The sequence below is a fragment of the Streptomyces spororaveus genome, from assembly GCF_016755875.1.
Lineage (GTDB): Bacteria > Actinomycetota > Actinomycetes > Streptomycetales > Streptomycetaceae > Streptomyces > Streptomyces spororaveus.
Genome location: NZ_BNED01000005.1, coordinates 6,660,607 through 6,684,295 on the forward strand (window position 1 = coordinate 6,660,607; position 23,689 = coordinate 6,684,295).

The window sequence follows — 23,689 nt, forward strand, 5'->3', positions numbered from 1 at the left end:
TCCGCGGCCGCACCGCTCGATCGAGCGACATCCACCGACGTGCCCTGAGGGGGAGACGTACCAGCATGGCTGCCAACGCCATCGACCAGACCCGCCGGATGCTGTCCCTGGTGACCTACCTGCGCGAGCGCCCCGGTGCGCACGTCGCGGACGTCGCGCGCGCCTTCGGGATCACCGAGGACGAGCTGATCTCGGACCTCGACGTGCTGCCCATGTGCGGGACGAGCTTCCGGGGCGGGGACCTGCTCGACATCGACACCGACGGGGAGCGCATCTGGTGGCGCAATCCCGACGCGTCGGGGGAGTCCACCGCCGAGCCGCTGCGGCTGGCCGCCGACGAGGCGACCGCGCTGCTGGTGGCCGCGCGCGCCGTGGCCACCCTGCCCGGGCTGCGCGAGAGCGACCGCGACGCCCTGCTGCGGGCCACGGCCAAGCTGGAGGCGGCCGCGGGCGAGGTGGCCGGGGCCAGCTCCCGGCTGTCGGTGACCTTCGAGTCCGAGGGCGGGGTCTTCGCGGACGTCGACCGGGCCATCGCGGAACGCCGGCGGCTGTGGCTGCGCTACTACTCGCCCGCCCGGGACGAGCTCACCGAGCGCAAGGTCGACCCGATCCGGCTCTTCGCGGTGGGACACACGTACATGGAGGGCTGGTGCCACCTCTCGGAGGCGCGGCGCACCTTCCGCCTCGACCGGGTCGCGGAGATCCGGCTGCTGGACGAGCGGGCCGAACCGCCCGCCATCGAGGCTCGCGACCTGTCCGAAGGCCTGGTCCAGCCGGCCGCCGAGGACCCGGAGGTCGTCGTCGAGGTCGGGCCGGGCGGGCGCTGGGTCGCCGAGTACTACCCGCACGACAGTGCGGAGGAGCTGGCCGGGGGCGGTCTGCGGATCACCCTGCGCAGCCCGGACCCGGCCTCGCTGCGCCGGCTGGCGCTGCGGCTGGGCCGTGAGGGCCGGATCGTCGCTCCGGCCGAGCTGGCGGACAGCGCGCGCAGCGCCGCCCGGGAGGCACTGGCGGGGTACGGGGAACAGGTCTGAGGGGAGCGCGGTCGATGTCGCCAACGTCCGGGCCCGTCGCCTTCAAGGCTTCCTGTCCCGACTGCCGTGCCCGCTTCGAGCTGGACGCGGCCGCCCTGCGGCTGGCCATCGGCGGCAGCCGGCGGACCACTTTCTATTCCTTCACCTGTCCTGAATGCGGTGCCGCGGTACGCAAGCCCGCCGGCGAGCGGATCGTGGAGCTGCTCACCGGTGGTGGCGTGAGCACCCTGCGCAGCATCTGAGGGGGCGGGTGGCCTAGGCTCGCCCCATGCTGTGGCCGATGTTCGCAATTGCCCTGGGTTTCCTCGGATTGGCCGTGCTCGCCGTACTGGCGGTGCGGGTGTACCTGGAGGTACGCAGGCTGGCCTCCCAGGTGGCGCAGGCCAGCCGCCGGATCACCGACGCGTCGGCGGATCTTGAGCGGGCGGCGGTCGATCTGGCCCGGGCGGGACACGGCGTACGTCCCTGACGAAGGGACGAATGTGCGTGACCGGGGCATTACCGACCTGCCAGGGTGCAAGCGGGAGGACCCCCGGGGATTGCCGGGCGTTAACCCCCTGGGGTTACGATCCTCGGTAGAGCAAGTCCTAGGCGCCCGTCCGGCGTGCCGTGAACCTCGGAGAAAAAGGAAGATACCTATGGGCAACTTCAGGGGTTGGGAAATCCTCGTCATCGTCGGACTGGTCATCCTGCTGTTCGGCGCGAAGAAGCTCCCCGACATGGCCCGCTCCCTCGGCAAGTCGGCCCGCATCCTCAAGAGCGAGGCCAAGGCCATGAAGAAGGACGGCGAGAGCGACGACGTCGCCGCCGCCGCGCCCACGGACCAGTCCGCGCAGCAGCCCGTCGCCCCGCGTACCATCCAGGCCGCTCCGGGTGACGTCAGCAGCTCGCGTCCGGTGAGCGAGCCGAACCGCACCGCCCAGGGCTGACACCCGCCGTACACGCCAGTCATCTGCAACGAGACAAGGGACGTGGGTTGCTCAAGTCTGCCCGCAAGCAGGAGAAGAAAGAACGACAGGCGAAGGACGCCGAAGGGCGCATGCCTCTCGTCGAGCACCTGCGTGAGCTTCGAAACCGCCTGCTGAAGTCGGTCCTGGCGATCGTGGTGATCACGATCATCGCCGCGTTCTTCTACCGCGAGATCATCAACTTCCTGTTGAAGCCGATGCTGGACTCCGTCGGCTGCACCGACGGTGTGGTGACCCAGCGCAACGGCCGACCCTGCGCCGACATGACCGTGAACGGCCTGATCTCGGCGTTCTCGATCGCCCTGAAGGTCGCGCTGATGGCCGGTGTGGTGCTGTCCGCCCCGGTGTGGCTCTACCAGCTGTGGGCGTTCGCCGCGCCCGGGCTGCACAGTCACGAGAAGAAGTACGCGCGCAGCTTCGTCGCGGTCGGCGCGCCCCTCTTCCTGACCGGCGCGGTGATCGCGTACAAGATCCTCCCGCAGACCGCGACGATCATGCTGGAGTTCACCCCCGATCACGCGCGCAACCTGCTGCCGGTCGACGACTACCTCGACCTGGTCACCCGCATGGTGATCGTGTTCGGCCTGGCCTTCGAGTTGCCGCTGCTGCTGATCCTGCTGAACTTCACCGGTGTGCTCACCGGCAAGCGGCTGGCGGGCTGGTGGCGGGGCATGGTCCTCGGCATCGCGATCTTCGCCGCCTTCGCGACCCCCACCGGTGACCCGCCGACGATGCTCGCGCTGGCCGTGCCCATCGTGGCCCTCTACTTCGCCGCCGTCGGCATCTGCCTCCTCAACGACCGCCGGCGCAGGCGCAACGACCCCGACGCGGATCTGAGCGACGACGAGGCCTCCGAGCTGGACCTCACTCCGGCGCCGATAGGCGAGCTGGAATCCGTCCCGGCTCCCGCGGCCCTGCCCGAACAGGCCGACGGCGGACGCCACCGGATCAACGGGTACGACGACGCCACCTGACAGGCCGGCCCCCGGCTCCGCCGGGAGGTGCCCCCGGGGGGACACGTCACGTACATTCCGCTGAATGAGCCATGAGGTCACCCTCTTCGTCAATCCCACAGCCGGACGCGGCCGGGGCGCGCACGCCGCGCAGCCGGCCGCTTCGGCCGTCCGGGCGGCCGGATTCTCCGTACGGACCGTCGTGGGCGCCGACGCGCCGGACGCGCTGGCCCGGCTGACGGCCGCCGTCCGCGAGGGCACCGGTGCGGTGATCGCAGTGGGCGGCGACGGGATGGTCTCCCTGGCGCTCCAGGCCCTCGCGGGCACCCCGGTACCGCTCGGGGTGGTCGCAGTGGGCACCGGGAACGACTTCGCGCGGGCGATGGGGCTGGCCGTACGGGAGCCGGCCCGGGCCGGGCGGATGGCCGCCGAAGCCGTCAAGGAGAGCCGGGTCCGGGAGATCGACCTGGGCCGGGTGGGCGGCGCGGACGGCGGGAAGTGGTTCGGGACGGTGCTGTGCTCCGGCTTCGACTCGCGGGTCAACGACCGGGGCAACCGGATGCGGCTGCCGGCCGGCCGGTTCAAGTACGACCTGGCGATGATCGCGGAGCTGGCCGCCTTCCGGCCGTTCCCGTACCGGATCACCCTGGACGACGGCCCGGTGATCGAGACCGAGGCCGCGCTGGTCGCCGTCGGCAACGGATCCTCCTACGGCGGCGGCATGCGCATCTGCGCGGACGCCGTCCCCGACGACGGGCTCTTCGACGTCACGGTGGTCGGCGACTGCAGCCGGACCACCCTGCTCACGGTGTTCCCGCAGGTCTACAAGGGCCGCCACCTCGACCATCCGAAGGTGACCGTCCACCGGGCCAGGAAGATCAGCCTGGAGGCGGCGGGCCTGAGCGCGTACGCCGACGGCGAGCCGCTGGGGGTGCTGCCGGTGAGCGCCGAATGCGTTCCCCGGGCGGTCCGGCTGCTCACTTAAATGATCGCGACTGTTGTCAGGGGTGGCGGGTAGGCTCGACAGCAAGATGACCGAAGAACTCTCACCCGCCGAGCGGTACGCCGCTGCCCGGATCCGCGCCGCCGAAGAGGCCTCTGCCCTGGCCCCCTTCCGCGAGATGTACGACTTCGACCTGGACCCGTATCAGGTCGAGGCCTGCAAGGCGCTGGAGGCCGGCAAAGGCGTCCTCGTCGCCGCCCCGACCGGCTCGGGCAAGACCATCGTCGGCGAGTTCGCCGTGCACCTGGCCCTCCAGCAGGGCCGCAAGTGCTTCTACACGACGCCGATCAAGGCCCTGTCGAACCAGAAGTACGCCGACCTCGTCAAGCGCTACGGCGCCGACAAGGTGGGCCTGCTGACGGGCGACAACAGCGTCAACTCCGAGGCGCCGGTGGTCGTGATGACCACCGAGGTGCTCCGCAACATGCTGTACGCGGGCTCCCGGTCGCTGCTCGGCCTCGGCTACGTCGTGATGGACGAGGTCCACTACCTCTCCGACCGGTTCCGCGGGGCCGTCTGGGAGGAAGTGATCATCCACCTCCCCGAGTCGGTGACCCTGGTCTCCCTGTCGGCCACCGTGTCCAACGCCGAGGAGTTCGGCGACTGGCTGGACACCGTGCGCGGGGACACCGAGGTGATCGTCTCCGAGGAGCGGCCCGTACCGCTGTGGCAGCACGTCATGGCCGGCCGCCGGATCTACGACCTCTTCGAGGAGGAGTCCGACCACGGCGGCCGCGGCTCCGCGCGCCGCGAGGTCAACCCCGACCTGCTGCGCATGGCGCGCGAGGAGAACAGCCGCACCTACAGCCCGAAGGACCGGCGGCGCGGCAAGATGGTCCGCGAGGCCGACCGCGAGCGCGAGCGGCGCTCCCGCGGCCGGATCTGGACCCCGTCCCGCCCCGAGGTCATCGCCCGCCTCGACAACGACGGGCTGCTGCCCGCCATCAACTTCATCTTCAGCCGGGCCGGCTGCGAGGCCGCCGTCCAGCAGTGCCTGTACGCGGGCCTGAGGCTCAACGACGAATCCGCGCGGCTCAAGGTCCGCGAGCTCGTCGAGGCGCGGACCGCCTCCATCCCCACCGAGGACCTGCACGTCCTGGGGTACTACGAGTGGCTCGAAGGGCTGGAGCGCGGCATCGCCGCGCACCACGCGGGCATGCTGCCCACCTTCAAGGAGGTCGTGGAGGAGCTCTTCGTACGCGGCCTGGTCAAGGCCGTGTTCGCCACGGAGACCCTGGCGCTGGGCATCAACATGCCCGCGCGCACGGTGATCCTGGAGAAGCTGGTCAAGTGGAACGGCGAGCAGCACGCCGACATCACCCCCGGCGAGTACACGCAGCTGACCGGCCGGGCCGGGCGGCGCGGCATCGACGTCGAGGGCCACGCGGTGGTGCTGTGGCAGCGCGGCATGGACCCGGCGGGGCTCGCCGGGCTCGCGGGTACCCGTACGTATCCGCTGCGTTCCAGCTTCAAGCCGTCCTACAACATGGCCGTGAACCTGGTCAGCCAGTTCGGGCGGCACCGCTCGCGCGAGCTCCTGGAGACCTCCTTCGCGCAGTTCCAGGCCGACCGCTCGGTCGTCGGGATCTCCCGGCAGGTGCAGCGCAACGAGGAGGGCCTGGAGGGCTACCAGGAGGGCATGACCTGCCACCTCGGCAACTTCGAGGAGTACGCGCAGCTGCGCCGCGACCTCAAGGACCGTGAGACGGACCTGGCCAAGCAGGGCGCGGCGCAGCGCCGGGTACAGGCGGCCAGTTCGCTGGAGAAGCTCAAGCCGGGCGACATCATCCACGTGCCGACGGGCAAGTTCGCCGGGCTCGCGCTGGTCCTGGACCCGGGCGTGCCGGCCGGGCGGGTCAACGGGCACCGCGGGCACGAGTACGCCGAGGGCCCGCGCCCGCTGGTGCTCACCGCCGAACGGCAGGTCAAGCGGCTCGCCGCGATCGACTTCCCGGTCCCGGTCGAGGCCCTCGACCGGATGCGGATCCCCAAGACCTTCAACGCGCGCTCGCCGCAGTCCCGTCGGGACCTGGCGTCCCAGCTGCGCACCAAGGCCGGGCACATCACACCCGAGCGGCGCTCCCGCGGCCGGGCGGCGGCAGCCGACGACCGCGAGATCGCCCGGCTGCGCGCCGAGCTGCGGGCGCATCCCTGCCACGGCTGCGACGAGCGCGAGGACCACGCCCGCTGGGCGGAGCGCTACCACCGGCTCAAGCGGGACACCCAGCAGCTGGAGCGGCGGATCGAGGGCCGGACGAACACCATCGCCCGCACCTTCGACCGGATCCACGCCCTGCTGACCGAGCTGGACTACCTGCGCGAGGACGAGGTCACCGTGCACGGCAAGCGGCTCGCCCGGCTGTACGGGGAGCTGGACCTGCTGGCCTCCGAATGCCTGCGCGCCAAGGTATGGGAGGGCCTGAGCCCGGCCGAACTGGCGGCCTGCGTCTCGGCGCTGGTCTTCGAGGCGCGGCAGTCCGACGACGCCGTCGCCCCGAAGGTGCCCGGTGGAGCGGCGAAGGAGGCACTGGGCGAGATGATCCGCATCTGGAGCCGGCTCGACGCGCTGGAGGAGGAGCACCGCATCAACCAGACGGAGGGCGTGGGCCAGCGCGAGCCGGACCTCGGCTTCGCCTGGGCGGCGTACCAGTGGGCCTCCGACAAGAGCCTGGACGAGGTGCTGCGCGAGGCGGAGATGCCGGCCGGCGACTTCGTGCGCTGGTGCAAGCAGGTCATCGACGTGCTCGGGCAGGTCGCGGCGGCGGCTCCGGCGGCCTCCGGTGACAGCGGGAGCACGGTGGCGCGCAATGCCCGCAAGGCCGTGGACGCGCTGCTTCGGGGTGTCGTGGCCTACAGCTCGGTCGGCTAGGCGGTTTTGGGGCTTCCTCCGAGAGCGGGGATGACCTGATCTGATCTCTTGCCATGATCGAATCGGCGTGCTCTGTGCGACGATCGATTCCATGAGTGGGGGAACGGACGATGCTCCGAGACGGGTCGGCCGGCCCCGTGCCGACCGGCTGAGGCCGGAGAGCGGCCGGCCGCCGCGCGAGGAACTCCTCTGCGCGGCGGCCGAGTTGTTCACCGTCCAGGGGTACGCGGCGACCACCACGCGGGCCGTCGCCGAACGGGCCGGGATGCGCCAGGCCACGATGTACCACTACTTCGGCGGCAAGGAGGAACTCCTCGCCGAACTGCTGGAGTCCACGGTCGCCCCCTCGCTGGTGCTCGCCCGGCAGCTGCTCGCGGACGACCGGCGGTGCGCCGCACGCCGGCTGTGGGAGCTGTGCCGCTCCGACGTACTGCTGCTGTGCGGCGGGCCGTACGACCTGGGGGCGCTCTACCTGCTGCCCGAGCTGGGCGGTTCGCGCCTCGCGCCGTTCCGCCGGATGCGCAGGGAACTCAAGGACGCCTACCGGGTGCTGCTCGCCGGGACCCGCGTCGGCGCCGAACTGGCCGGGGACAAGGCGGGGCTGACGCTTCGGGGGGACCTGGTCTTCGGGCTCATCGAAGGCGTCATGCTGATCCACCGCACGGACCCGGCGCGGCCGGTGACGGCCTTCGCGGAGGCCACCGCGGACGCGGCGCTGCGGATCGCCGGCGTCGGCCCTCCCGGCGCAGAGACGGCCTGGAGCCGGCCTGAAGACGGCCTGGAGACGGCCTAGCGTCCGGACCCCGCCTCCCAGCCCGCCCGGTCGTCCCAGGCCTGGAGGGTGCGGCCGCTCTCGAACCGGTGCACGCGCGCGGTCACCGGGTCGGTGAACTCGAGCACCCGGGCCAGGAGTTGCAGCGGCCTGCGGTAGTCGTCCGGGGCTGGATCGGTGACCTGCGGATACACCGGGTCGCCGAGGATGGGCAGGCCCAGGCCGTTCATGTGGACGCGCAGCTGGTGGGTACGGCCGGTGCGCGGGGTCAGCCGATAGCGGCCCAGGGCGCCCCGGGAGCCGGCGCATTCGATCAGGCTCTCGGCATTGGGCTCGCCGCCGGGCACCTCGACCGCCGCGATGACCCCGCGGGCCTTCTCGATCCGGCTGCGCACCGTGCGCGGGAGGGTGCGGGCGAGCTCCGCGTCGTACGGCGCGAGGGCCTCGTACTCCTTGTGCACCTCGCGCCGCTGGAAGAGGAGCTGGTAGGCGCCGCGGTCCTCGGGCCGGATGCTGAACATCACCAGTCCCGCCGTCAGCCGGTCCAGCCGGTGCGCGGGGCTGAGGCCGGGCAGGTCCAGCTCCGCGCGGAGCCGGGCCAGGGCGGTCTCGGTGATGTGGGAGCCGCGCGGGGTGGTGGCCAGGAAGTGCGGCTTGTCCACGACCAGCAGGTGCGCGTCCCGGTGGACGACGGAGATCGAGAACGGCACCCGGGGCTCCGGCTCCATGTCCCGGTGGAACCACAGGTAGGCGCCCGGCTCGTACGGGTCCTCCGCGCGCAGCACTCGCCCGCCCGGGCCCAGCACCCGCCCCGCGGCCAGCAGGCGGGCGACGGAGTCGGCGCCGCGGGTGCCGGCGTAGCGCGCCGCGAGGTAGTCGCCGAGATCCGGCCATGTCCCTTCCGGGTCGGGCGGGAGCCTCAGCCGGACCGGGTCGATGCCGGCGCGCTGGGGCAGGGGCGAGGGAGGTGGCTGGGCTCTGCGTCTCATCGGGGAACAGGCTATGCGGCTACTGCTGGGTGAAGGTGCCCAGGTGGTCGGCGTCGAGGTACTCGATGCGCAGGGTGCCGTCGGCGAAGATCACCCCGGTGCGGCCGACCGCGTTCTCGCCCGCGGTCATGAAGCTGAAGGTGTCCCCGTCGTAGTGGGTCAGCGGGAAGCGCAGGGGCTTGGGGCCGAGGGCCAGGGTCAGCGCGCCCTTGTCGTCGGCGGTCACGGTGGCCTTGCCGTAGTAGGGGTTGTCGTAGGTTCCGGTGTACGCGGCGCTGTCCTGGGCCGGCTGCGCCCCGGTGGGCGGGCGGGCGTAGTCGGTGGTCGACGCGCCCGGGGGTGCGAGGGCCGCCGCGTAGGCGGAGGCGGCCAGGGCGAGCCAGTCGGTGGAGACCTTGCCGTGCTCGGCGTAGTCGAAGAAGTCCAGGGCCACGGCGTCGGGCAGGCCGACCGGGGCGCCGTTGGTCAGGACGACGATGCCGAGCTGTTCCAGCGGGAGCATGGTGACGTTGGTGTTGGCTCCGAGTTCGAAGGCACCGGAGTGGCTCAGGCGCACGCGGCCGGCGCCGTCGTAGCCGACGTTCCAGCCGAGGCCGTAGAAGCTGGTGGTGCCGATGGCGTTGGTCGGCTGGGACACGATCTCGGGCAGGTGGGTCCGTGCGAGGGTCTCGGCGGGGATGATCCGCTTCCCGTCGAGGGTGCCGCCGGCCAGTTGCAGCCGCAGCCAGCGGGCCATGTCGGTGGCGGTGGAGCTGACCCCGCCGGCCGGGGCCTGGGCGTCGGGGTCGCGGACGAAGCGGGGGCTCCAGGTGCCGTCGGCGTTCCTGACATGGGTGGAGGCGTGGTCGGGGGCGTTGACGAAGGCGGAGAACTCGGTGCTCGTACGGGTCATGCCGGCGGGCTTGAAGAGGGTGTCGGCGCTGAGCTTCTGCCAGCTCGTGCCCTTGGCGCGGGCGACGGCCTCGGCGGCCGCGGTGAGCCCGAAGTTGGTGTAGGCGTAGCTCGCCCGGAACGGGCTGAGCGGCTCCAGCCGCAGGTGGTCGAGGATGTACGACTGGTCGTAGCCGAGGTCTTCCAGGAGGTCGCCGGCGTGGTCGGGGAGGCCGCTGCGGTGGGAGAACAGGTCGGCGGTGGTGACGTGATCGGTGACCCAGGGGTCCTTCAGGGAGAACCCGGGCAGGGCGGTGCGCTCGTCCCACTCCTGGGGGTCGGTCAGGGCGCCGGCCACGACCGTGGAGGAGACGGGCTTGGACAGCGAGGCGATCTGGAAGACGGTGTCGGGGCCGACCGTGGCGCTCTCGCCCGTCCTGCGGAGCCCGTAGCCCTTGATGTGGACGACCTTGTCGTCGTGGACGACGGCCACGGCCACACCGGGGACACCGGTGCGGCGCATCATGTCCTCGACCGTGCGGTCGAGGCGGGCGACGGCCTTGTCGACGGCCGCGTCCGAGATCTGGGGCTTCGGGGCCGGGGGAGGGCTGGGCGCGGCCGTTGCCGGCAGCGCCGCCGCCGCGGCCAGGAGGACCGCGGCCCCTGCTGCCCCGAGGGCGGGGAGCGTACGCATGGGGCCATTGTCCTGCCGGGGGCCGCGGGGCGCGCGCCGCCGTTGCCGGGGGCGCCGCCCCCGGACCGAAATGCCTGCGGGGCTGGAAGGGGATGCCGGTGGGGCTGGGGGAAAAACCTTTACGCGGCCGCGCGGTGTTCCTGTTCGGCCTCGACCGTGGCGTTCCAGTCGCGCTTGATCGCGCGCCAGCCCTCGTCCGTCTCGCCCAGGCGCCAGTAGCCCGAGATCGACAGGCGCTCGCGCGCGATGCCGCGCTCCATGCGGAGGTGGCGGCGCAGGTCCTTGACGAATCCGGCCTCGCCGTGGACGAAGGCGTGGACGTCGGTGGAGGGGAACTCCATGGAGGTGACGGCCTCCACCAGGGCCTCGCCCACCGGGCGGTCGCCGCGGTGCAGCCAGGTCGGGACGATGCCGTCGGGGGTGGCGACCTTCAGTTCGTCGGCCGGGCCGTCGATCTCCACGATGGCGTGGACCCGCGCGCCCGCCGGCATGCGCTCCATCGCGGCGGCGATCGCCGGCAGGGCGCTCTCGTCGCCCACCAGGAGGTGCCAGCCGGCCGCCGGGTCCGGGGCGTAGGCGCCGCCCGGGCCGAGGAAGCGTACGAGCTCGCCCGGCTGCACCCGCGCCGCCCAGGGGCCGGCGAGGCCCTCGTCGCCGTGGACCACGAAGTCGAGGGTCAGCTCCAGGTGCGCGGGATCCCAGCTCCGTACCGTGTACGCGCGCTGGCGCGGCCACTGCGCGCGGGGGAAGTCCGCGCGGATCCGGTCCAGGTCCCACGGCGCGGGGTAGCGGACGCCCTCGGGCGCGAACAGCAGCTTGACGTAATGGTCGGTGTACCCGCCTGCGCCGAACTCCCGGAGACCCTCACCGCCCAGCACGAGTCGCACCATGTGCGGCGACAGCCGCTCGGTGCGTACGACGACGGCGGTGCCGACGGTGCGGGCGCGTCCTTCTGCCACGGTGACTCCCTGACTCCATGAAACTTAGCCTTACCTAAGTTATCACTTTATGGGCGCAGCACACTGCTCAGGCGGGCGACTGCGCCCCCCAGACCCCACCGATGGGCTAGCGCGTCCACCAGTTCGGGCTGTGCCGAGGCAGTCGGAAGCGCCGGGTCGAACTCCGGAAGCGGAACGTCCGAGGCGACCTGGACCACCTTCGGGGCCACCGCCAGATAGGGACGGGACTCGTCCAGCCGCTTGCGCTGGGTGGGGGTCAGCTTCGACTTCGGGTCGTCCACCGCCGCGATGATCCCGGCCAGGGTGCCGTAGGCGTCCAGGAGTTTGGCGGCCGTCTTCTCGCCGATGCCGGGCACCCCCGGCAGGCCGTCGCTCGGGTCGCCGCGCAGCAGCGCCAGGTCCGCGTAACCGGGCCCGTCCACCCCGTACTTCTCGCGGAGCCACGCCTCGTCGGTCAGCTGCAGGGTCCCCACGCCCTTGAGCGGGTACAGCACCCGCCGCTGCCGGGCGTCGTCCACCAGCTGGTACAGGTCCCGGTCGCCGGTGACGATGTCCACCGGGCCGCTCGCGCGGGCGGTGAGCGTGCCGATCACGTCGTCCGCCTCGTACCCGGCGACGCCGACCCGGGCGATGCCGAAGGCGTCCAGCGCCGCCTCGATGATCGGAACCTGCGGGGCGAGCGTGTCCGGGGTCTCCTCCACGTCGGGGCCGGACTCGGTCTCCTCGGCGACCCGGTGCGCCTTGTAGGAGGGGATCAGCTCCACCCGCCAGTGGGGCCGCCAGTCGGCGTCCATGCACGCCACCAGATCGTCCGGCCGGTGGTCCTGGACGAGCCGGCCGATGAAGTCGAGCAGTCCGCGCACGGCGTTGACCGGGGTGCCGTCGGGGGCCTTCACCGAGTCCGGCACACCGAAGTAGGCGCGGTAGTAGAGGGAGGCGGTGTCCAGGAGCATCAGGCGTCGTGTCGTCACGGAGTCGATGATGCCGCAACCCGGGGCGGCGACGGAGGGTGAGCGCCCGGGTACGGGAACAGCCGTGCACGCGAAACCGGAGGCGGTTGCTGCGTAAGGTGCTTACAGCACACCGATGTGCATCAGACATGGGGAGGGCAGCCCCGACATGAACGACAGGGACGGCACCGACGGCACCGATGGCACGGACGGCAAGCTGATCGACAGGGACGACAAGAGCAAGGACAAGGACGGCAAGGAGCCGCTCCGGGTGGGCGTGGCCGTGCGCAAGCGGCGCCGCGCCCTCCATCTCACGCTGGCCGCCGTGTCGGCGCGCAGCGGACTGTCGGTGCCCTTCCTGAGCCAGATAGAGAACGAGCGGGCCCGGCCCAGCATGCGGTCCCTGGAGCGGGTCGCGGACGCGCTGGAGACGACGGCCGTCGAGCTGCTGGCCGCCTCCGACACCGCGCGCACGGTGGACCTCGTACGGGCCGGTGACGCCTCCGGGCTCACCCCGTTCCCCGGCGTACGCCCCCTGGTGCGCGGGCACCACCAGCTGCACGCGATGGAGTTCACCGGGGACCAGGACGCCGGACGCGAGTACCAGCACCGCAACGACGAACTGATGTACGTGGTCGAGGGCGCCTGCCAGGTCGAGGCGGAGGGCCGGGCGTACCGGCTGGAGAGCGGGGACGCGCTCTTCCTGTCCGGCGGCGTGCGCCACCGCTGGCGGGCGGTCACCGAGGACACCCGGATCCTGGTCGTCGCGGTGGGCGAACACATCCACGCGACCTCCGAGCCCCCGTCACCGGGACACTGAGCGGGGTGCGGCGGGTCGTCTCGCTGGTGCCTTCGCTGACCGAGGCGGTGGCCGTGAGCGCACCGGGGCGGCTGGTCGGGGTCACCGACTGGTGCACGCACCCGGAGGATCTCGGGGACGCGGTGCGGATCGGGGGGACGAAGAACCCCGACGTACGGCGGATCACGGAGCTCCGGCCGGACCTGGTGATCGCCAACGAGGAGGAGAACCGGGCCCCCGACCTGGCGGCGCTGCGCGCGGCCGGGGTGGAGGTGCTGGTCACCGAGGTCCGCGACCTGCCGCAGGCGCTGCGGGAGTTGGAGCGGGTGCTGGTCGGGGCGCTGGGGCTGACGAGGCCGGGGTGGCTGACGGACGCGGAGCGGGCGTGGGCCCGGGTGGAGCCGGCCGGCGCGCTCACGGCCTTCGTGCCGATCTGGCGGCGGCCGTGGATGGTGCTGGGCCGGGACACGTTCGCCGGTGACCTGCTGGCCAGGCTGGGCGTGCGCAACGTCTACGCCGGGCACGCGGAGCGGTACCCCCGGGTGCCGGTGGAGGAACTCGCGGCGGCCGGCTGCGATCTGGTGGTGCTGCCGGACGAGCCGTACCGCTTCACGCCCGAGGACGGCCCGGAGGCCTTTCCGGGCCTGCCCGCGGCGTTGCTCAGCGGGCGCCACCTGACCTGGTACGGGCCCTCGCTGGCCGAGGCGCCGGAGGTCCTGGCGAAGTCCCTGCGGGCGGCAGGCTGACCCCGGGTGCGGTGCGGGCTGGTCCGCGGGGCCGCTTCGGCTTGCGCCGTTGCCCGGGCGGGGCGGGGTCCGGGTGTGGTGCGGGTTGGTCCGCGGGGCCGGGCAGGGGTGTCTCCTCGGCTCGCGCCTGCGGCGGGGTCGGCCCGTACGGCCTGGGTTGCGCGCTCGTCCTGCGGGGACACCCCTGCCCGTCCCCGCTCCCCCTGCGTCGGGCCCGGCACTGTCGAAGCACTTCCGTGGGGTGGGGACACGGCGGAGTGTCCCCGCAGGACGAGCGCGCAACCCAGGCCGACACAGCACCACACGGCCGCAGGCGCGAGCCGAGGAGACACTCCGGCGGGGCACCACCCCACACCACCAGCCCCGCCGGCGATTGAGGCGCGGGGCCCGGGGCCGCGCCCGGGTAACCATCGCCCCGGCCGGAGCCGAACCGCACGGGGCCCGGGGCCGCGCTCCGGAAAACCACCGCTGGCTGGAGCCGAACCGCGCGGGGTCCGGGGCCGCACCCCGGAAACCACCGCCCCCGGCAACCACCCACCCGGCCAGGGCACAGCGCCTAGCGAACCGGCAGGCGGCCTGACAGTACGCCCCGGACGGTGTGGGCGGCGGCCAGGAGCCAGGCGGTCAGCAGGGCCAGGAGGAAGGCGGTGGCGAGCCAGGCGAAGGCGGTCAGGCCGGTGTGGTGGGCCAGCCCGGCGGCTCCGGTGACGCAGGTGCCGAGGGGGAAGGTCAGGGCCCACCAGGTCATCGCGAAGCCCATGCCGCCCCGTGCGGCCCGGACGAGCATGGCCGCGGCCAGGGCCAGCCACAGCAGGGCGAAGCCCATCACGGGGACCCCGTAGACGATGGCGAAGGCGTCCAGCGCGCCCGCGTAGGTGCCGTCGATCGCCCCGGGGGCGACGTCGGCGAGCTGGTTCACGGCGGTGGTGGACTGGCCGAGGGGGCCGAGGACCAGGAACAGGGTGGGCGTCAGGACCAGCGGCAGGGGACCGCCCACGATCAGCCGGCCGAAGATCAGGGGGAGCATCAGCAGGGTGGCGAGCAGGCTGACGCCGAACATGGCGTAGCAGGCGAGCAGCAGGGTCTCGCGGGGCTGGCCGGCGGGCAGGTGGGGTATCAGCAGCGGGCCGACGGCGGCGGAGACCATGGGCGCGACCAGGGGGAGCAGCCAGACGGGTGTGGCCATCGCGGGCTCGACCTTGTGGCGCACGACCATCAGGTAGGGCACGGCCACGGCCACGACCAGGCCGATCGCGGTACCGGCGGTGAAGAGCACGGTGTCCACGGCGACGGCGGCGCCGGTCCCGATGAGGTCCTTGCCGACGATGAGCGTGCCGGCGCCCACGGCCAGGATCGCCATCGCGAGGCAGCCGTAGAAGGGGGCGACGGCCGGGTCGAGGAGATGGGCGCGGGCCTGGTCGCGGTGGTAGAGCCAGTGCCCGGCGCGGGCCGTGAGCAGGACGGCGAGGAGGGCGGCGGACAGCGCCCAGACGAGCTGGCAGGCCACGCGCTGGCCGGGGAGCTGGTACGGGAGGGTCGCGGCGGCGTTGGCGAGGATCGCCGTGCCCATGACGCAGGCGTACCAGTTGGGGCCGAGGTGCCGCAGCGCGGGGGCCTTGTGGGCCCGGGCTGCGGGGGTGGTGTGGGTGCGGGGTCGCACGAGGGTGGTGGCCATGGGTCCAGCCTCGCGCCGGGGTGGACGGGGCGGCAGAGGTCATCTCCCTATGAGGCCATAAACTGATGTTATGGGTAATGAGGAGTGGGTTCCGCTGGCGCACCGGGTACCTGACCTGGGCGCGATGGAACTGCTGCTCGCGGTCGCGCGGGTCGGCAGCCTGAGCGGCGCGGCCCGGCGGCTGGGCATCACCCAGCCCGCCGCGAGCAGCCGGATCCGGGCGATGGAGACCCGCCTCGGCGTGGCCCTGGTGGACCGTTCACCGCGCGGGTCGACGCTGACGGCCGAGGGCGCGCTCGTCACGGACTGGGCCCGGCGGGTGGTGGAGGCGGCGGAGGCCTTCGACGCGGGCGCGCAGGCGCTGCGCGGACGGCGCGACTCCCGGCTCCGGGTGGCCGCGAGCATGACCATCGCGGAGTACCTGCTGCCGGGCTGGCTGATCGCCCTGCGCGGGCAGCGCCCGGACACGGCCGTGTCCCTGCACGCCGGGAACTCGGCGGTGGTCGCCCAGCGGGTCCTCGCGCACGAGGCCGACCTCGGCTTCGTGGAGGGGCTGACCGTGCCCGAAGGACTGGACTCGGCGGTGATCGCGCAGGACCGCCTGGTGGTGGCGGTGGCCCCGGGGCACCCGTGGGCGCGCCGCGCCCGGGGGGTGGCGGCGCCGGAGCTGGCCTCCACCCCGCTGATCCTGCGCGAGCGGGGGTCGGGCACGCGGCAGGTCCTGGACGCGGCGCTGGCCTCGGCCGGCGGGCTGGCCGCGCCGCTGCTGGAACTGGCATCGACCACGGCGGTGAAGGCGGCGGCGCTGAGCGGTGCGGGGCCGTGCGTGCTGTCGGAGCTGGCGGTGGGGGACGAGCTGGGCGCGGGGCGGCTGGTGGCGGTCCCGGTGTCGGGCGCACCGCTCGACCGGGCCCTGCGGGCCGTCTGGCCGACCGGCTCCCGCCCGGCGGGCCCGGCCCGTGACCTGCTGTCCCTGACCCACCGGCGCATCTAGGCCTGGTCCGTTCGGGCGAGGAGGGATCGATTCGGCGCGGTGCGGACGGTGACCGGGGTGGGCGCCGCCGGAAAGGTGGCTCCTGCACGTTTGCCGCTCTCCCGAGGAGAAACCAGATGCGTCTTCGCCATGCCGCCGGCGCCGCCTTCGGCGCGCTCACCCTGCTGCTCACGATCCCGGCTTCGGCCTCGGCCGCGGAGGGACAGTTCCAGTACACGGTCACCGGGCTCGACGGCCACCCGCTGCGGGTCGTGCTGGAGGACCCGCCGAGCGAGCAGTGCATCACGCTGCCCGAGGTGGCCGACCCCTCGGCCAGTTCGCCGGCGCACTCGCCGCGCAACCGGACCGACGAGCGGGCGATCGTGTTCTCGGAGCCGGACTGCACGGGCAGGGAGTTCGCGCTGCGGCCGCACACGGGTTACGGCACGGAGCGCCTGGAGCTGCGGTCGGTGGTCTTCGTACGGGCCGAGTGAGGGAGGGCGGGACCCGGCCCGCCCGTACCCGGGAGTCCGCCGTCAGGCGGGCTCCTGGCGTGCCTGGGACCGGAGGGTCTTCGTCAGCAGCGAGCCCGCCACGATCAGGGCGACGCCCAGCCACCACATGTTGTCGAAGATCAGCACGGCGATGCCGATCGGTACGAGCAGACCCGCCAGCGGCACCAGGAAGCCCGCCCACGGCGTGGGCTCGGGGGGCAGGCCGGCGGCCTCGCGGACCCCTCTGGCGCGGGCGACGTCGGGGTACCAGACGGTGAACTTCACCGCGGCGACGATCGCCAGGATCTGGATGATCCAGCCGGTCCAGATGTTGTTCGGGTTGTGCAGGACCAGGTCCCCGTAGGCTCCTGCGGCGGCCGCCGCCAGGAAGGCGATGCCCCAGGCCCCCGTGATCATGTAGTTGGTCCGCAGGAAGCCGCGGGTGTGCCAGAGGGACGGATCGACCTGTTCGCGGGCGTACTGGAGGGTGAACGGCATCCGCACGGCGATGGAACCGAAGGCGATCACCGCCAGCGCGATGTTGGCGACCTCGCCCGCGTAGGTCTCCAGCCAGTTCAGGGTCCCCTCGCTCGCCAGGGCGCCGATCACGGCCATCGACGCGAAGAAGACCACGTCGGCCAGTTCCAGCAGCTTCCAGGAGGTGCCGCGGTTGACCAGGTGGCCCAGGGCGATCAGGGCGACCGCCGCGGCCAGGGCCAGCCCGACGGCGAGCTCGAACCGGCCGGGGCCGACCAGCAGCGAGAAGATGATCCACGGCGCCATGCCCACGACCGGGTTCTCCAGGAACCCGGCCACCGGCCCCGTCGCCGCGCGGTGTGCCTCGGTGCTCACCCATCCAGCGTGCGCGCCCGACCGCCCCGGGGCCATTCGTGGGCGCCCGCGCCCGGACGGGGGCGGGGCCGGCCGCGGGCCCGGCACCGGGGATAGTGCCCGGGACCCGCGGCCGGCGGTCTGTCAGCCCACCGGTACCGGGGTGCGGACGGCGGCCGCCTCGACCAGGGCGGACATCACCCGGGTGTCCGTGTCCCGCTCCGGGTGCCACTGGACCCCCAGCACCCACCGCTCCGGGTCGGGCAGTTCGATCGCCTCCACCGTGCCGTCGACGGCGTGGGCCGAGACGACCAGACCGCGGCCCAGCCGGTCCACGGCCTGGTGGTGGTAGGTCGGGACCTGCGCCTCCTGGGGGACCAGGTCCGCGTACCGGGTGCCGGGGACCGGGCGGACCGGGTGCCAGGAGGTGGCCCCCGGGGTCTCGAAGTGGCCGTCGATGTGCTGGATCAGCGTGCCGCCCAGGGCCACGTTCAGCGCCTGCATGCCCCGGCAGATGCCGAGCAGGGGCATGTCCGCGTCGAGTGCGGCGGCGATCAGGGCCAGCTCCCAGTGGTCGCGGACCGTCGCGGGGGCGCCCGTACGGGAGTCGCGCGCGGCCCCGTAGTGCACCGGGTCCAGGTCCGGGCCGCCCGCGACGACCAGGCCGTCCACCCGGCTCAGCACCTCCGCCGCCGATCCGGGTTCGTCCGGCGGGAGCAGCACGGCCGCGCCGCCCGCCGCCTGGACGAGTTCGTAGTACCCGGTCGGTACGAGGGATGTCGGGAGGTCCCACACGCCGTAGCGGGTGGAATCCTCGACGTAGGTGGTGATGCCGATGAGCGGCCTGGGCACGTTCGTTACCTCCAGCGAGGGCAGAGCAGGGCAGGAACAGGTTTTCAGTCGCGGGTCAGTTCCGCCTCGGCTTCCGCGAGAGCCGCGAACTCCTCTTCCGGGGCCGAGGCCACCAGGTGGTGCCGACTGTAGAGCGCGAAGTAGGCCAGGGCGACGGCGTACACGGCCAGGGCGATGAACGCCGCGTCCTTGTCCACCAGGAAGGTGGCGACCAGGGCCGACAGGGCGAGCAGGAAGGCCACCGACGAGGTCAGGATTCCGCCCGGGGTGCGGTACGGGCGCTCCAGGTCCGGCTCCCGGCGGCGCAGCACGATGTGCGAGAGGGCCATCAGGGCGTAGGAGATGGTGGCGCCGAACACCGCGATGTTGAGCATGCGGGCTCCGTCGCCGGTGGCCGCGGCGAGGGCGAAGCCGATCGCTCCGGGGATGATCAGCCCCAGGTACGGGGCCTTGCGCTTCGAGGTGAGCGAGAGGAAGCGGGGCAGGTAGCCGGCCCGGGAGAGGGCGAAGAGCTGGCGCGAGCCCGCGTAGATGAGGGAGAAGAAGGAGGCCACCAGGCCCGCCAGGCCCGCGTAGTTCACGAAGCGGCTCAGTGCGGTGGGGCCGCCGTCCCCTTCCAGGGCCACGACCAGCGGGTTGCCGGCGGCCTTGACGGCGTCGGCGCCCTGGGCGCCGGTCGCGGCGAAGAAGGTGATCAGGGCGAGCAGGGCGAGGATGCCCATGGAGATCGAGAGGGCCTTCGGCATGGAGCGGACCGGGTCCTTGGCTTCCTCGGCCGCCAGCGGTACGCCCTCCACGCCGAGGAAGAACCACATGCCGAAGGGGAATGCCGCCCAGATGCCCAGCACGCCCAGCGGCAGCCAGGAGTTGGAGCCGAAGGCGTTCGCGTCGACGGGGATGTCGTTCAGGCCGGAGGCGTCGAACTCGGTGAAGGCGCCCACGGCGAAGATCAGCAGCGCGGTGACGGCGATCGCGGTCACGACGAGGCTGAAGCGGAGCGCCTCGCCGACGCCCCAGAGGTGGACGCCGATGAAGATGACGAAGCAGCCGAGGTAGACCGGCCAGCTGGAGGTGAGTCCGAAGAGTCCGAGGGATTCGACGTAGTCGCCGATGAAGATGACGATCGCGGCCGGGGCCAGGATGTACTCGATGAGGATGGCGGTGCCGGTGAGGAAACCGCCCCACGGGCCGAGCGCCCGGCGGGCGAAGCCGTAGCCGCCGCCCGCGGTCGGCAGGATGGTGGACAGCTCGGCGAGCGAGAAGACCAGACAGGCGTACATCGCGCCCATGAGGACGGTGGCGATGGCGAGGCCGCCGAAACCGCCCTTGTCGAGGCCGACGTTCCAGCCGGAGAAGTCCCCGGAGACGACGTAGGCGACGCCGAGGCCGGTGAGGAGCAGCCAGCCGGCGCTGCCGCGGCGCAGGGTCCGGCGCGCGAGGTACTCGTCGGGGCTGTCCCCGCCGTCGGGGGACGTGGTGGGTGCGGGTACGGCGGCGAGCCGTGCCTCGATGTCGTCGGCCATCGTGCGCTCCTGCCTCAGGGCAATGGTTGTGGGGCGTACCTTTGCCTTAGAGGAGCGGAGTGCGCAAGACCTCTGCGTTAAACGGACGTTACGAAACCCTCTCGGAGTGCCCCCGGCGCCGCCCGGTGCGGCCCGGTGCCGCTCAGGTCAGGAAGCCCCGCAGCAGCGCCGCAGTGCCGCAGCAGTGCTCGCGCATGGTCTCCCGGGCCCCGGTCGCGTCGCCCTCCAGCACCGCCTCCACCAGCGTGCTGTGCTGCTGCTGGGAGTGCTCCAGGTTCCGTACGAGCAGCGGGATGCAGTCCAGCAGGTCGTTCACGGTGGCCCGCACGGCCGCGTACTGGGCCGTGAGGGTGGCGGAGCCGGCCAGTTCGCACAGGGTGAGGTGGAAGAGCGTGTCCTGGCGGCGGTAGTCGGCGAGCGGGGCGTCGTGGGTGGCGGCCAGCGCGCCGAGCAGCCGTTCGGCGCCCTCCTCGGACAGGCCCTGCGAGGCGCACAGTCCGGCCGCCCCCACCTCCAGGACCTCGCGGAACCGCAGGGCGTCCTCGATGTCCACCCCCGCGACGCGCCGGCGCAGTTCCTCCTCGGCGCCGCCGGCCGGGGTGTCGGGGCGGGGCAGCACGAACGTTCCGCCGTACCGCCCGCGCCGGGCCTCCACCAGCCCCTGGTCCTGCAGCACCTTGAGCACCTCGCGCAGGGTCACCCGGCTGATCCCCATCCGTTCCGCGAGCTCGCGCTCGGGCGGCAGCCGTTCGCCGCCCGGCACCAGACCCAGCCGGACCACCTGGAGGATCTGCTCCAGGGCCTCCTCGAAACCGTTGCCCGCCCGCACCTGACGCAGTACGGGATTCAGTCGCGCGATCGCGTCGCCCTCGCTCGCCGTGTCGGTCATCTCGGTTCCTCCCCTTCCCAAGCAATGGTTCTATTCAATACCTTAGGCCTCCTCGGCTCACCGAAGGAGAGATTCCAGTGGTAGACCGCAAGCCGCGGCTCGCGCCCGAGGAGCTCCGCTCCCTCGTCGCCAGTGGTGAGATCGACACAGTCGTCCTGGCCTTCCCCGACATGCAGGGGCGGCTCCAGGGCAAGCGGTTCGCCGCACAGTTCTTCCTCGACGAGGTCCTCGAGCACGGTACCGAGGGCTGCAACTACCTCCTCGCCGTCGATACCGACATGAACACCGTCGACGGCTATGAGATGTCCTCCTGGGACCGGGGCTACGGCGACTTCGCCATGCACCCCGACCTCGCCACCCTGCGCCGCATCCCGTGGAACCCCGGCAGCGCCTTCCTCCTCGCCGACCTCGCCTGGAACGACGGCTCGCCCGTCGTCGCCGCCCCCCGGCAGATCCTGCGCCGCCAGCTGGAGCGGCTCGCCGAGGCCGGGTACACCGCCATGGTCGGCACCGAGCTGGAGTTCATGGTCTTCCAGGACACCTACGAACAGGCCTGGGACGCGGGCTACCGCGGTCTGACCCCGGCGAACCAGTACAACATCGACTACTCCGTCCTCGGGACCGGCCGCATCGAACCCCTGCTGCGCCGGATCCGCAACGAGATGCAGGCCGCGGGCCTGATCGTCGAGTCGGCCAAGGGGGAGTGCAACCTCGGCCAGCACGAGATCGCCTTCCGCTACGACGAGGCGCTCACCACCTGCGACCAGCACTCCGTCTACAAGACGGGAGCCAAGGAGATCGCCTCCCAGGAAGGTGTCTCGCTCACCTTCATGGCCAAGTTCGACGAGCGCGAGGGCAACTCCTGTCACATCCACCTCTCACTGGCCGACGCCGACGGACGCAACGCGATGGCCGGGGACGGCCCAGGCGGAATGTCACCGGTGATGCGGCACTTCCTGGCCGGCCAGCTGGCCGCGCTGCGCGACTTCTCCCTTCTCTACGCCCCGAACATCAATTCGTACAAGCGTTTCCGGCCGGGATCCTTCGCGCCGACCGCCGTCGCCTGGGGCGTGGACAACCGGACCTGCGCTCTCCGGGTCGTCGGCCACGGCCGCTCCATGCGCTTCGAGAACCGCCTCCCCGGCGGCGACGTCAACCCCTACCTCGCCGTCGCCGGCCTGGTCGCGGCCGGGCTCTACGGCATCGAGCACCGCCTCGAACTGCCCGAGGCCTGCGCGGGCAACGCGTACACGGCCGACTTCGCGCACGTTCCCACCACCCTGCGCGAGGCCGCCGAACTCTGGGAGAACAGCGAGATCGCCAAGGCCGCGTTCGGCCCCGAAGTGGTCGCGCACTACCGGAACATGGCCCGCGTGGAACTCGACGCCTACGACTCCGCGGTGACCGACTGGGAGCTGCGCCGCTCCTTCGAACGCCTGTAGCCACCGCACGCCACCGAACGAAACTGTGAGGCACCACGTGTCCGATGTGCTGGAAGTGCTGAATCCGGCCACCGAGGAAACCGTCGCCATCGTCCCGGCCGCCACACGGGACGACGTCGACGCCGCCGTCGCCCGGGCCGCCACGGCCCAGCGCGCCTGGGCGGCGGCCGCCCCCGCCGACCGGGCGCGGCTGCTGCGCCGCTTCGCCGCGGTCGTCGACGGCCACATCGAGGAACTGGCCCGGCTGGAGGTCCGCGAAGCCGGCCACACCATCGGCAACGCCCGCTGGGAGGCCGGCAACGTACGCGACCTCCTCGACTTCGCCGCCGGGGGAGTGGAACGGCTCTCCGGCCGCCAGATCCCCGTCGCCGGCGGCATCGACGTCACCTTCCTCGAACCCCTCGGCGTCATCGGCGTGATCGCCCCGTGGAACTTCCCCATGCCGATCGCCGCCTGGGGCCTGGCCCCCGCCCTCGCCGCCGGCAACGCCGTCATCCTCAAGCCCGCCGAGACCACCCCGCTGACCGCCCTGCGCCTCGCCGAACTCGCACTCGAAGCCGGGATCCCCGAACACCTCTTCCAGGTGCTCCCCGGCCGCGGCGACACCGCCGGCGACGCGCTCGTCGAACACCCCGGCGTCGCGAAGATCGTCTTCACCGGGTCCACCCGCGTCGGCAAGCAGATCATGGCCAAGTGCGCCGACCGGGTGAAGCGCGTCACCCTCGAACTCGGCGGCAAGAGCCCCAACATCGTCTTCGCCGACGCCGACCTCGAAGCGGCGGCGGCCGCCGCCCCCATGGCCTTCCTCGACAACACCGGCCAGGACTGCTGCGCCCGCACGCGCATCCTCGTACAGCGCTCCGCCTACGACCGCTTCCTGGAGCTCGTCGCCCCCGGCATCGCGGCGGTGACCGTGGGCGACCCGCTCGACGAGAAGACGCAGATGGGCCCGCTGATCTCCCGGACCCAACTGGACCGCGTACGGTCCTTCGTCACCGACGACCTCACCGCGATCCGCGGCACCGCCCCCGAGGGCCCCGGCTTCTGGTACCCGCCCACCCTCGTCACGGACGTCGCCCCCACCGCGCCCGTGGCCGCCGAGGAGGTCTTCGGGCCGGTCGCCGTCGTCCTGCCCTTCGAGGACGAGGAGGACGCCGTACGCCTGGCCAACGCGACCGAGTACGGCCTCTCCGGCTCCCTCTGGACCCGCGACATCGGCCGCGCGCTGCGCGTCTCGCGCGCCGTCGCCGCCGGCAACCTGTCCGTCAACTCGCACAGCAGCGTCCGCTACTGGACCCCCTTCGGCGGCTACAAGCAGTCCGGACTCGGCCGCGAGCTCGGACCCGACGCCCTCACCGCTTTCACCGAGACCAAGAACGTCTTCATCAGCACGGAGGCCTGAAC

23 protein-coding genes are annotated in these 23,689 nt (G+C 72.5%); 14 read left to right on the forward strand and 9 right to left on the reverse strand.

Annotated features, from left to right (window positions below; translation table 11 throughout):
• Positions 1-65 precede the first annotated feature (65 nt).
• The 8 genes from Sspor_RS32600 (at position 66) to Sspor_RS32635 (ending at position 7,620) form a co-directional block, all read left to right on the forward strand.
• A complete protein-coding gene (locus tag Sspor_RS32600; protein ID WP_202202297.1) occupies positions 66-1,034 on the forward strand; it encodes a helix-turn-helix transcriptional regulator in 969 nt (322 codons plus the stop codon).
• Positions 1,035-1,048: 14 nt separating this feature from the next.
• On the forward strand, positions 1,049-1,276 hold the full coding sequence (locus Sspor_RS32605; protein WP_030723389.1) for a CpXC domain-containing protein: 228 nt from the start codon (positions 1,049-1,051) through the stop codon (positions 1,274-1,276).
• A gap of 26 nt (positions 1,277-1,302) precedes the next feature.
• A complete protein-coding gene (locus Sspor_RS32610) occupies positions 1,303-1,503 on the forward strand; it encodes a hypothetical protein (RefSeq protein WP_202202298.1) in 201 nt (66 codons plus the stop codon).
• Positions 1,504-1,672: 169 nt separating this feature from the next.
• A complete protein-coding gene (tatA, locus tag Sspor_RS32615; RefSeq protein ID WP_202202299.1) occupies positions 1,673-1,963 on the forward strand; it encodes a Sec-independent protein translocase subunit TatA in 291 nt (96 codons plus the stop codon).
• 47 nt (positions 1,964-2,010) lie between these two features.
• Positions 2,011-2,976: a twin-arginine translocase subunit TatC gene (tatC, locus tag Sspor_RS32620; RefSeq protein ID WP_202202300.1), complete on the forward strand. Its 966-nt coding sequence runs from the start codon at positions 2,011-2,013 to the stop codon at positions 2,974-2,976.
• A gap of 64 nt (positions 2,977-3,040) precedes the next feature.
• Positions 3,041-3,940 (forward strand): diacylglycerol kinase, encoded by a 900-nt coding sequence (locus tag Sspor_RS32625; RefSeq protein WP_202202301.1) that lies wholly within the window; start codon positions 3,041-3,043, stop codon positions 3,938-3,940.
• A 46-nt stretch (positions 3,941-3,986) separates the two neighbouring features.
• Positions 3,987-6,827 carry a DEAD/DEAH box helicase gene (locus Sspor_RS32630; protein ID WP_202202302.1) on the forward strand — a complete coding sequence of 947 codons (2,841 nt, stop codon included), beginning with the start codon at positions 3,987-3,989 and terminating at the stop codon, positions 6,825-6,827.
• A 91-nt stretch (positions 6,828-6,918) separates the two neighbouring features.
• Positions 6,919-7,620, forward strand: a complete 702-nt coding sequence (locus Sspor_RS32635; RefSeq protein ID WP_202202303.1) for a TetR/AcrR family transcriptional regulator — start codon at positions 6,919-6,921, stop codon at positions 7,618-7,620.
• On the opposite strand, the gene Sspor_RS32640 is transcribed toward Sspor_RS32635, so the two are convergent.
• The 4 genes from Sspor_RS32640 to Sspor_RS32655 all read right to left on the reverse strand — a co-directional run bounded on the left by Sspor_RS32640 (position 7,617) and on the right by Sspor_RS32655 (position 12,064).
• A complete protein-coding gene (locus tag Sspor_RS32640; RefSeq protein WP_202202304.1) occupies positions 7,617-8,588 on the reverse strand; it encodes a pseudouridine synthase in 972 nt (323 codons plus the stop codon). The genes Sspor_RS32635 and Sspor_RS32640 overlap by 4 nt on opposite strands.
• 19 nt (positions 8,589-8,607) lie before the next feature.
• Positions 8,608-10,152: a serine hydrolase gene (locus tag Sspor_RS32645; RefSeq protein ID WP_202202305.1), complete on the reverse strand. Its 1,545-nt coding sequence runs from the start codon at positions 10,150-10,152 to the stop codon at positions 8,608-8,610.
• A 119-nt stretch (positions 10,153-10,271) separates the two neighbouring features.
• Positions 10,272-11,111 carry a siderophore-interacting protein gene (locus Sspor_RS32650; protein ID WP_202202306.1) on the reverse strand — a complete coding sequence of 280 codons (840 nt, stop codon included), beginning with the start codon at positions 11,109-11,111 and terminating at the stop codon, positions 10,272-10,274.
• Positions 11,112-11,158: 47 nt separating this feature from the next.
• Positions 11,159-12,064: a 5'-3' exonuclease gene (locus tag Sspor_RS32655; protein WP_202204016.1), complete on the reverse strand. Its 906-nt coding sequence runs from the start codon at positions 12,062-12,064 to the stop codon at positions 11,159-11,161.
• Positions 12,065-12,230: 166 nt separating this feature from the next.
• Between Sspor_RS32655 and Sspor_RS32660 the strand changes: the two genes are divergently transcribed.
• Together Sspor_RS32660 and Sspor_RS32665 are read left to right on the forward strand one after the other, a co-directional pair.
• Positions 12,231-12,881, forward strand: a complete 651-nt coding sequence (locus Sspor_RS32660; RefSeq protein ID WP_254722619.1) for a helix-turn-helix domain-containing protein — start codon at positions 12,231-12,233, stop codon at positions 12,879-12,881.
• 5 nt (positions 12,882-12,886) lie between these two features.
• Positions 12,887-13,606: a helical backbone metal receptor gene (locus Sspor_RS32665; RefSeq protein ID WP_373318867.1), complete on the forward strand. Its 720-nt coding sequence runs from the start codon at positions 12,887-12,889 to the stop codon at positions 13,604-13,606.
• A 556-nt stretch (positions 13,607-14,162) separates the two neighbouring features.
• On the opposite strand, the gene Sspor_RS32670 is transcribed toward Sspor_RS32665, so the two are convergent.
• Positions 14,163-15,281 carry a TDT family transporter gene (locus Sspor_RS32670; protein ID WP_202202307.1) on the reverse strand — a complete coding sequence of 373 codons (1,119 nt, stop codon included), beginning with the start codon at positions 15,279-15,281 and terminating at the stop codon, positions 14,163-14,165.
• 70 nt (positions 15,282-15,351) lie between these two features.
• Here Sspor_RS32670 and Sspor_RS32675 point away from each other — a divergent pair, with 70 nt between their 5' ends.
• Positions 15,352-16,275 (forward strand): LysR family transcriptional regulator, encoded by a 924-nt coding sequence (locus tag Sspor_RS32675; RefSeq protein WP_202202308.1) that lies wholly within the window; start codon positions 15,352-15,354, stop codon positions 16,273-16,275.
• A 116-nt stretch (positions 16,276-16,391) separates the two neighbouring features.
• Positions 16,392-16,748: a hypothetical protein gene (locus Sspor_RS32680; RefSeq protein ID WP_202202309.1), complete on the forward strand. Its 357-nt coding sequence runs from the start codon at positions 16,392-16,394 to the stop codon at positions 16,746-16,748.
• A gap of 42 nt (positions 16,749-16,790) precedes the next feature.
• Here the strand turns inward: Sspor_RS32680 and Sspor_RS32685 are convergent, their stop codons facing one another.
• From Sspor_RS32685 to Sspor_RS32700, 4 genes are all read right to left on the reverse strand, one after another.
• A complete protein-coding gene (locus tag Sspor_RS32685; protein WP_237404128.1) occupies positions 16,791-17,600 on the reverse strand; it encodes a hypothetical protein in 810 nt (269 codons plus the stop codon).
• Positions 17,601-17,723: 123 nt separating this feature from the next.
• A complete protein-coding gene (locus Sspor_RS32690; RefSeq protein WP_202202311.1) occupies positions 17,724-18,431 on the reverse strand; it encodes a gamma-glutamyl-gamma-aminobutyrate hydrolase family protein in 708 nt (235 codons plus the stop codon).
• A 44-nt stretch (positions 18,432-18,475) separates the two neighbouring features.
• Positions 18,476-19,954 (reverse strand): ethanolamine permease, encoded by a 1,479-nt coding sequence (eat, locus tag Sspor_RS32695; protein ID WP_202202312.1) that lies wholly within the window; start codon positions 19,952-19,954, stop codon positions 18,476-18,478.
• Between the two features lie 142 nt (positions 19,955-20,096).
• The gene (locus Sspor_RS32700) at positions 20,097-20,843 is read right to left on the reverse strand and encodes a FadR/GntR family transcriptional regulator (RefSeq protein WP_202202313.1); all 747 of its coding nucleotides are present in this window, start codon (positions 20,841-20,843) and stop codon (positions 20,097-20,099) included.
• Between the two features lie 77 nt (positions 20,844-20,920).
• Here Sspor_RS32700 and Sspor_RS32705 point away from each other — a divergent pair, with 77 nt between their 5' ends.
• Together Sspor_RS32705 and Sspor_RS32710 are read left to right on the forward strand one after the other, a co-directional pair.
• On the forward strand, positions 20,921-22,285 hold the full coding sequence (locus Sspor_RS32705) for a glutamine synthetase family protein (protein ID WP_202202314.1): 1,365 nt from the start codon (positions 20,921-20,923) through the stop codon (positions 22,283-22,285).
• A gap of 37 nt (positions 22,286-22,322) precedes the next feature.
• The gene (locus tag Sspor_RS32710; protein ID WP_202202315.1) at positions 22,323-23,687 is read left to right on the forward strand and encodes an aldehyde dehydrogenase family protein; all 1,365 of its coding nucleotides are present in this window, start codon (positions 22,323-22,325) and stop codon (positions 23,685-23,687) included.
• Positions 23,688-23,689: the final 2 nt, after the last annotated feature.

Coding starts and splice junctions, on each gene's coding strand:
- Sspor_RS32605 (WP_030723389.1), top strand. CDS start 1,049: ATGTCGCCAACGTCCGGGCCCGTCGCCTTCAAGGCTTCCTGTCCCGAC.
- Sspor_RS32680 (WP_202202309.1), top strand. CDS start 16,392: ATGCGTCTTCGCCATGCCGCCGGCGCCGCCTTCGGCGCGCTCACCCTG.
- Sspor_RS32600 (WP_202202297.1), top strand. CDS start 66: ATGGCTGCCAACGCCATCGACCAGACCCGCCGGATGCTGTCCCTGGTG.
- eat (WP_202202312.1), bottom strand. CDS start 19,954: ATGGCCGACGACATCGAGGCACGGCTCGCCGCCGTACCCGCACCCACC.
- tatA (WP_202202299.1), top strand. CDS start 1,673: ATGGGCAACTTCAGGGGTTGGGAAATCCTCGTCATCGTCGGACTGGTC.
- Sspor_RS32655 (WP_202204016.1), bottom strand. CDS start 12,064: ATGCTCCTGGACACCGCCTCCCTCTACTACCGCGCCTACTTCGGTGTG.
- Sspor_RS32610 (WP_202202298.1), top strand. CDS start 1,303: ATGCTGTGGCCGATGTTCGCAATTGCCCTGGGTTTCCTCGGATTGGCC.
- Sspor_RS32660 (WP_254722619.1), top strand. CDS start 12,231: ATGAACGACAGGGACGGCACCGACGGCACCGATGGCACGGACGGCAAG.
- Sspor_RS32640 (WP_202202304.1), bottom strand. CDS start 8,588: ATGAGACGCAGAGCCCAGCCACCTCCCTCGCCCCTGCCCCAGCGCGCC.
- Sspor_RS32670 (WP_202202307.1), bottom strand. CDS start 15,281: ATGGCCACCACCCTCGTGCGACCCCGCACCCACACCACCCCCGCAGCC.
- Sspor_RS32630 (WP_202202302.1), top strand. CDS start 3,987: ATGACCGAAGAACTCTCACCCGCCGAGCGGTACGCCGCTGCCCGGATC.
- Sspor_RS32700 (WP_202202313.1), bottom strand. CDS start 20,843: ATGACCGACACGGCGAGCGAGGGCGACGCGATCGCGCGACTGAATCCC.
- Sspor_RS32635 (WP_202202303.1), top strand. CDS start 6,919: ATGAGTGGGGGAACGGACGATGCTCCGAGACGGGTCGGCCGGCCCCGT.
- Sspor_RS32675 (WP_202202308.1), top strand. CDS start 15,352: ATGGGTAATGAGGAGTGGGTTCCGCTGGCGCACCGGGTACCTGACCTG.
- Sspor_RS32645 (WP_202202305.1), bottom strand. CDS start 10,152: ATGCGTACGCTCCCCGCCCTCGGGGCAGCAGGGGCCGCGGTCCTCCTG.
- Sspor_RS32625 (WP_202202301.1), top strand. CDS start 3,041: ATGAGCCATGAGGTCACCCTCTTCGTCAATCCCACAGCCGGACGCGGC.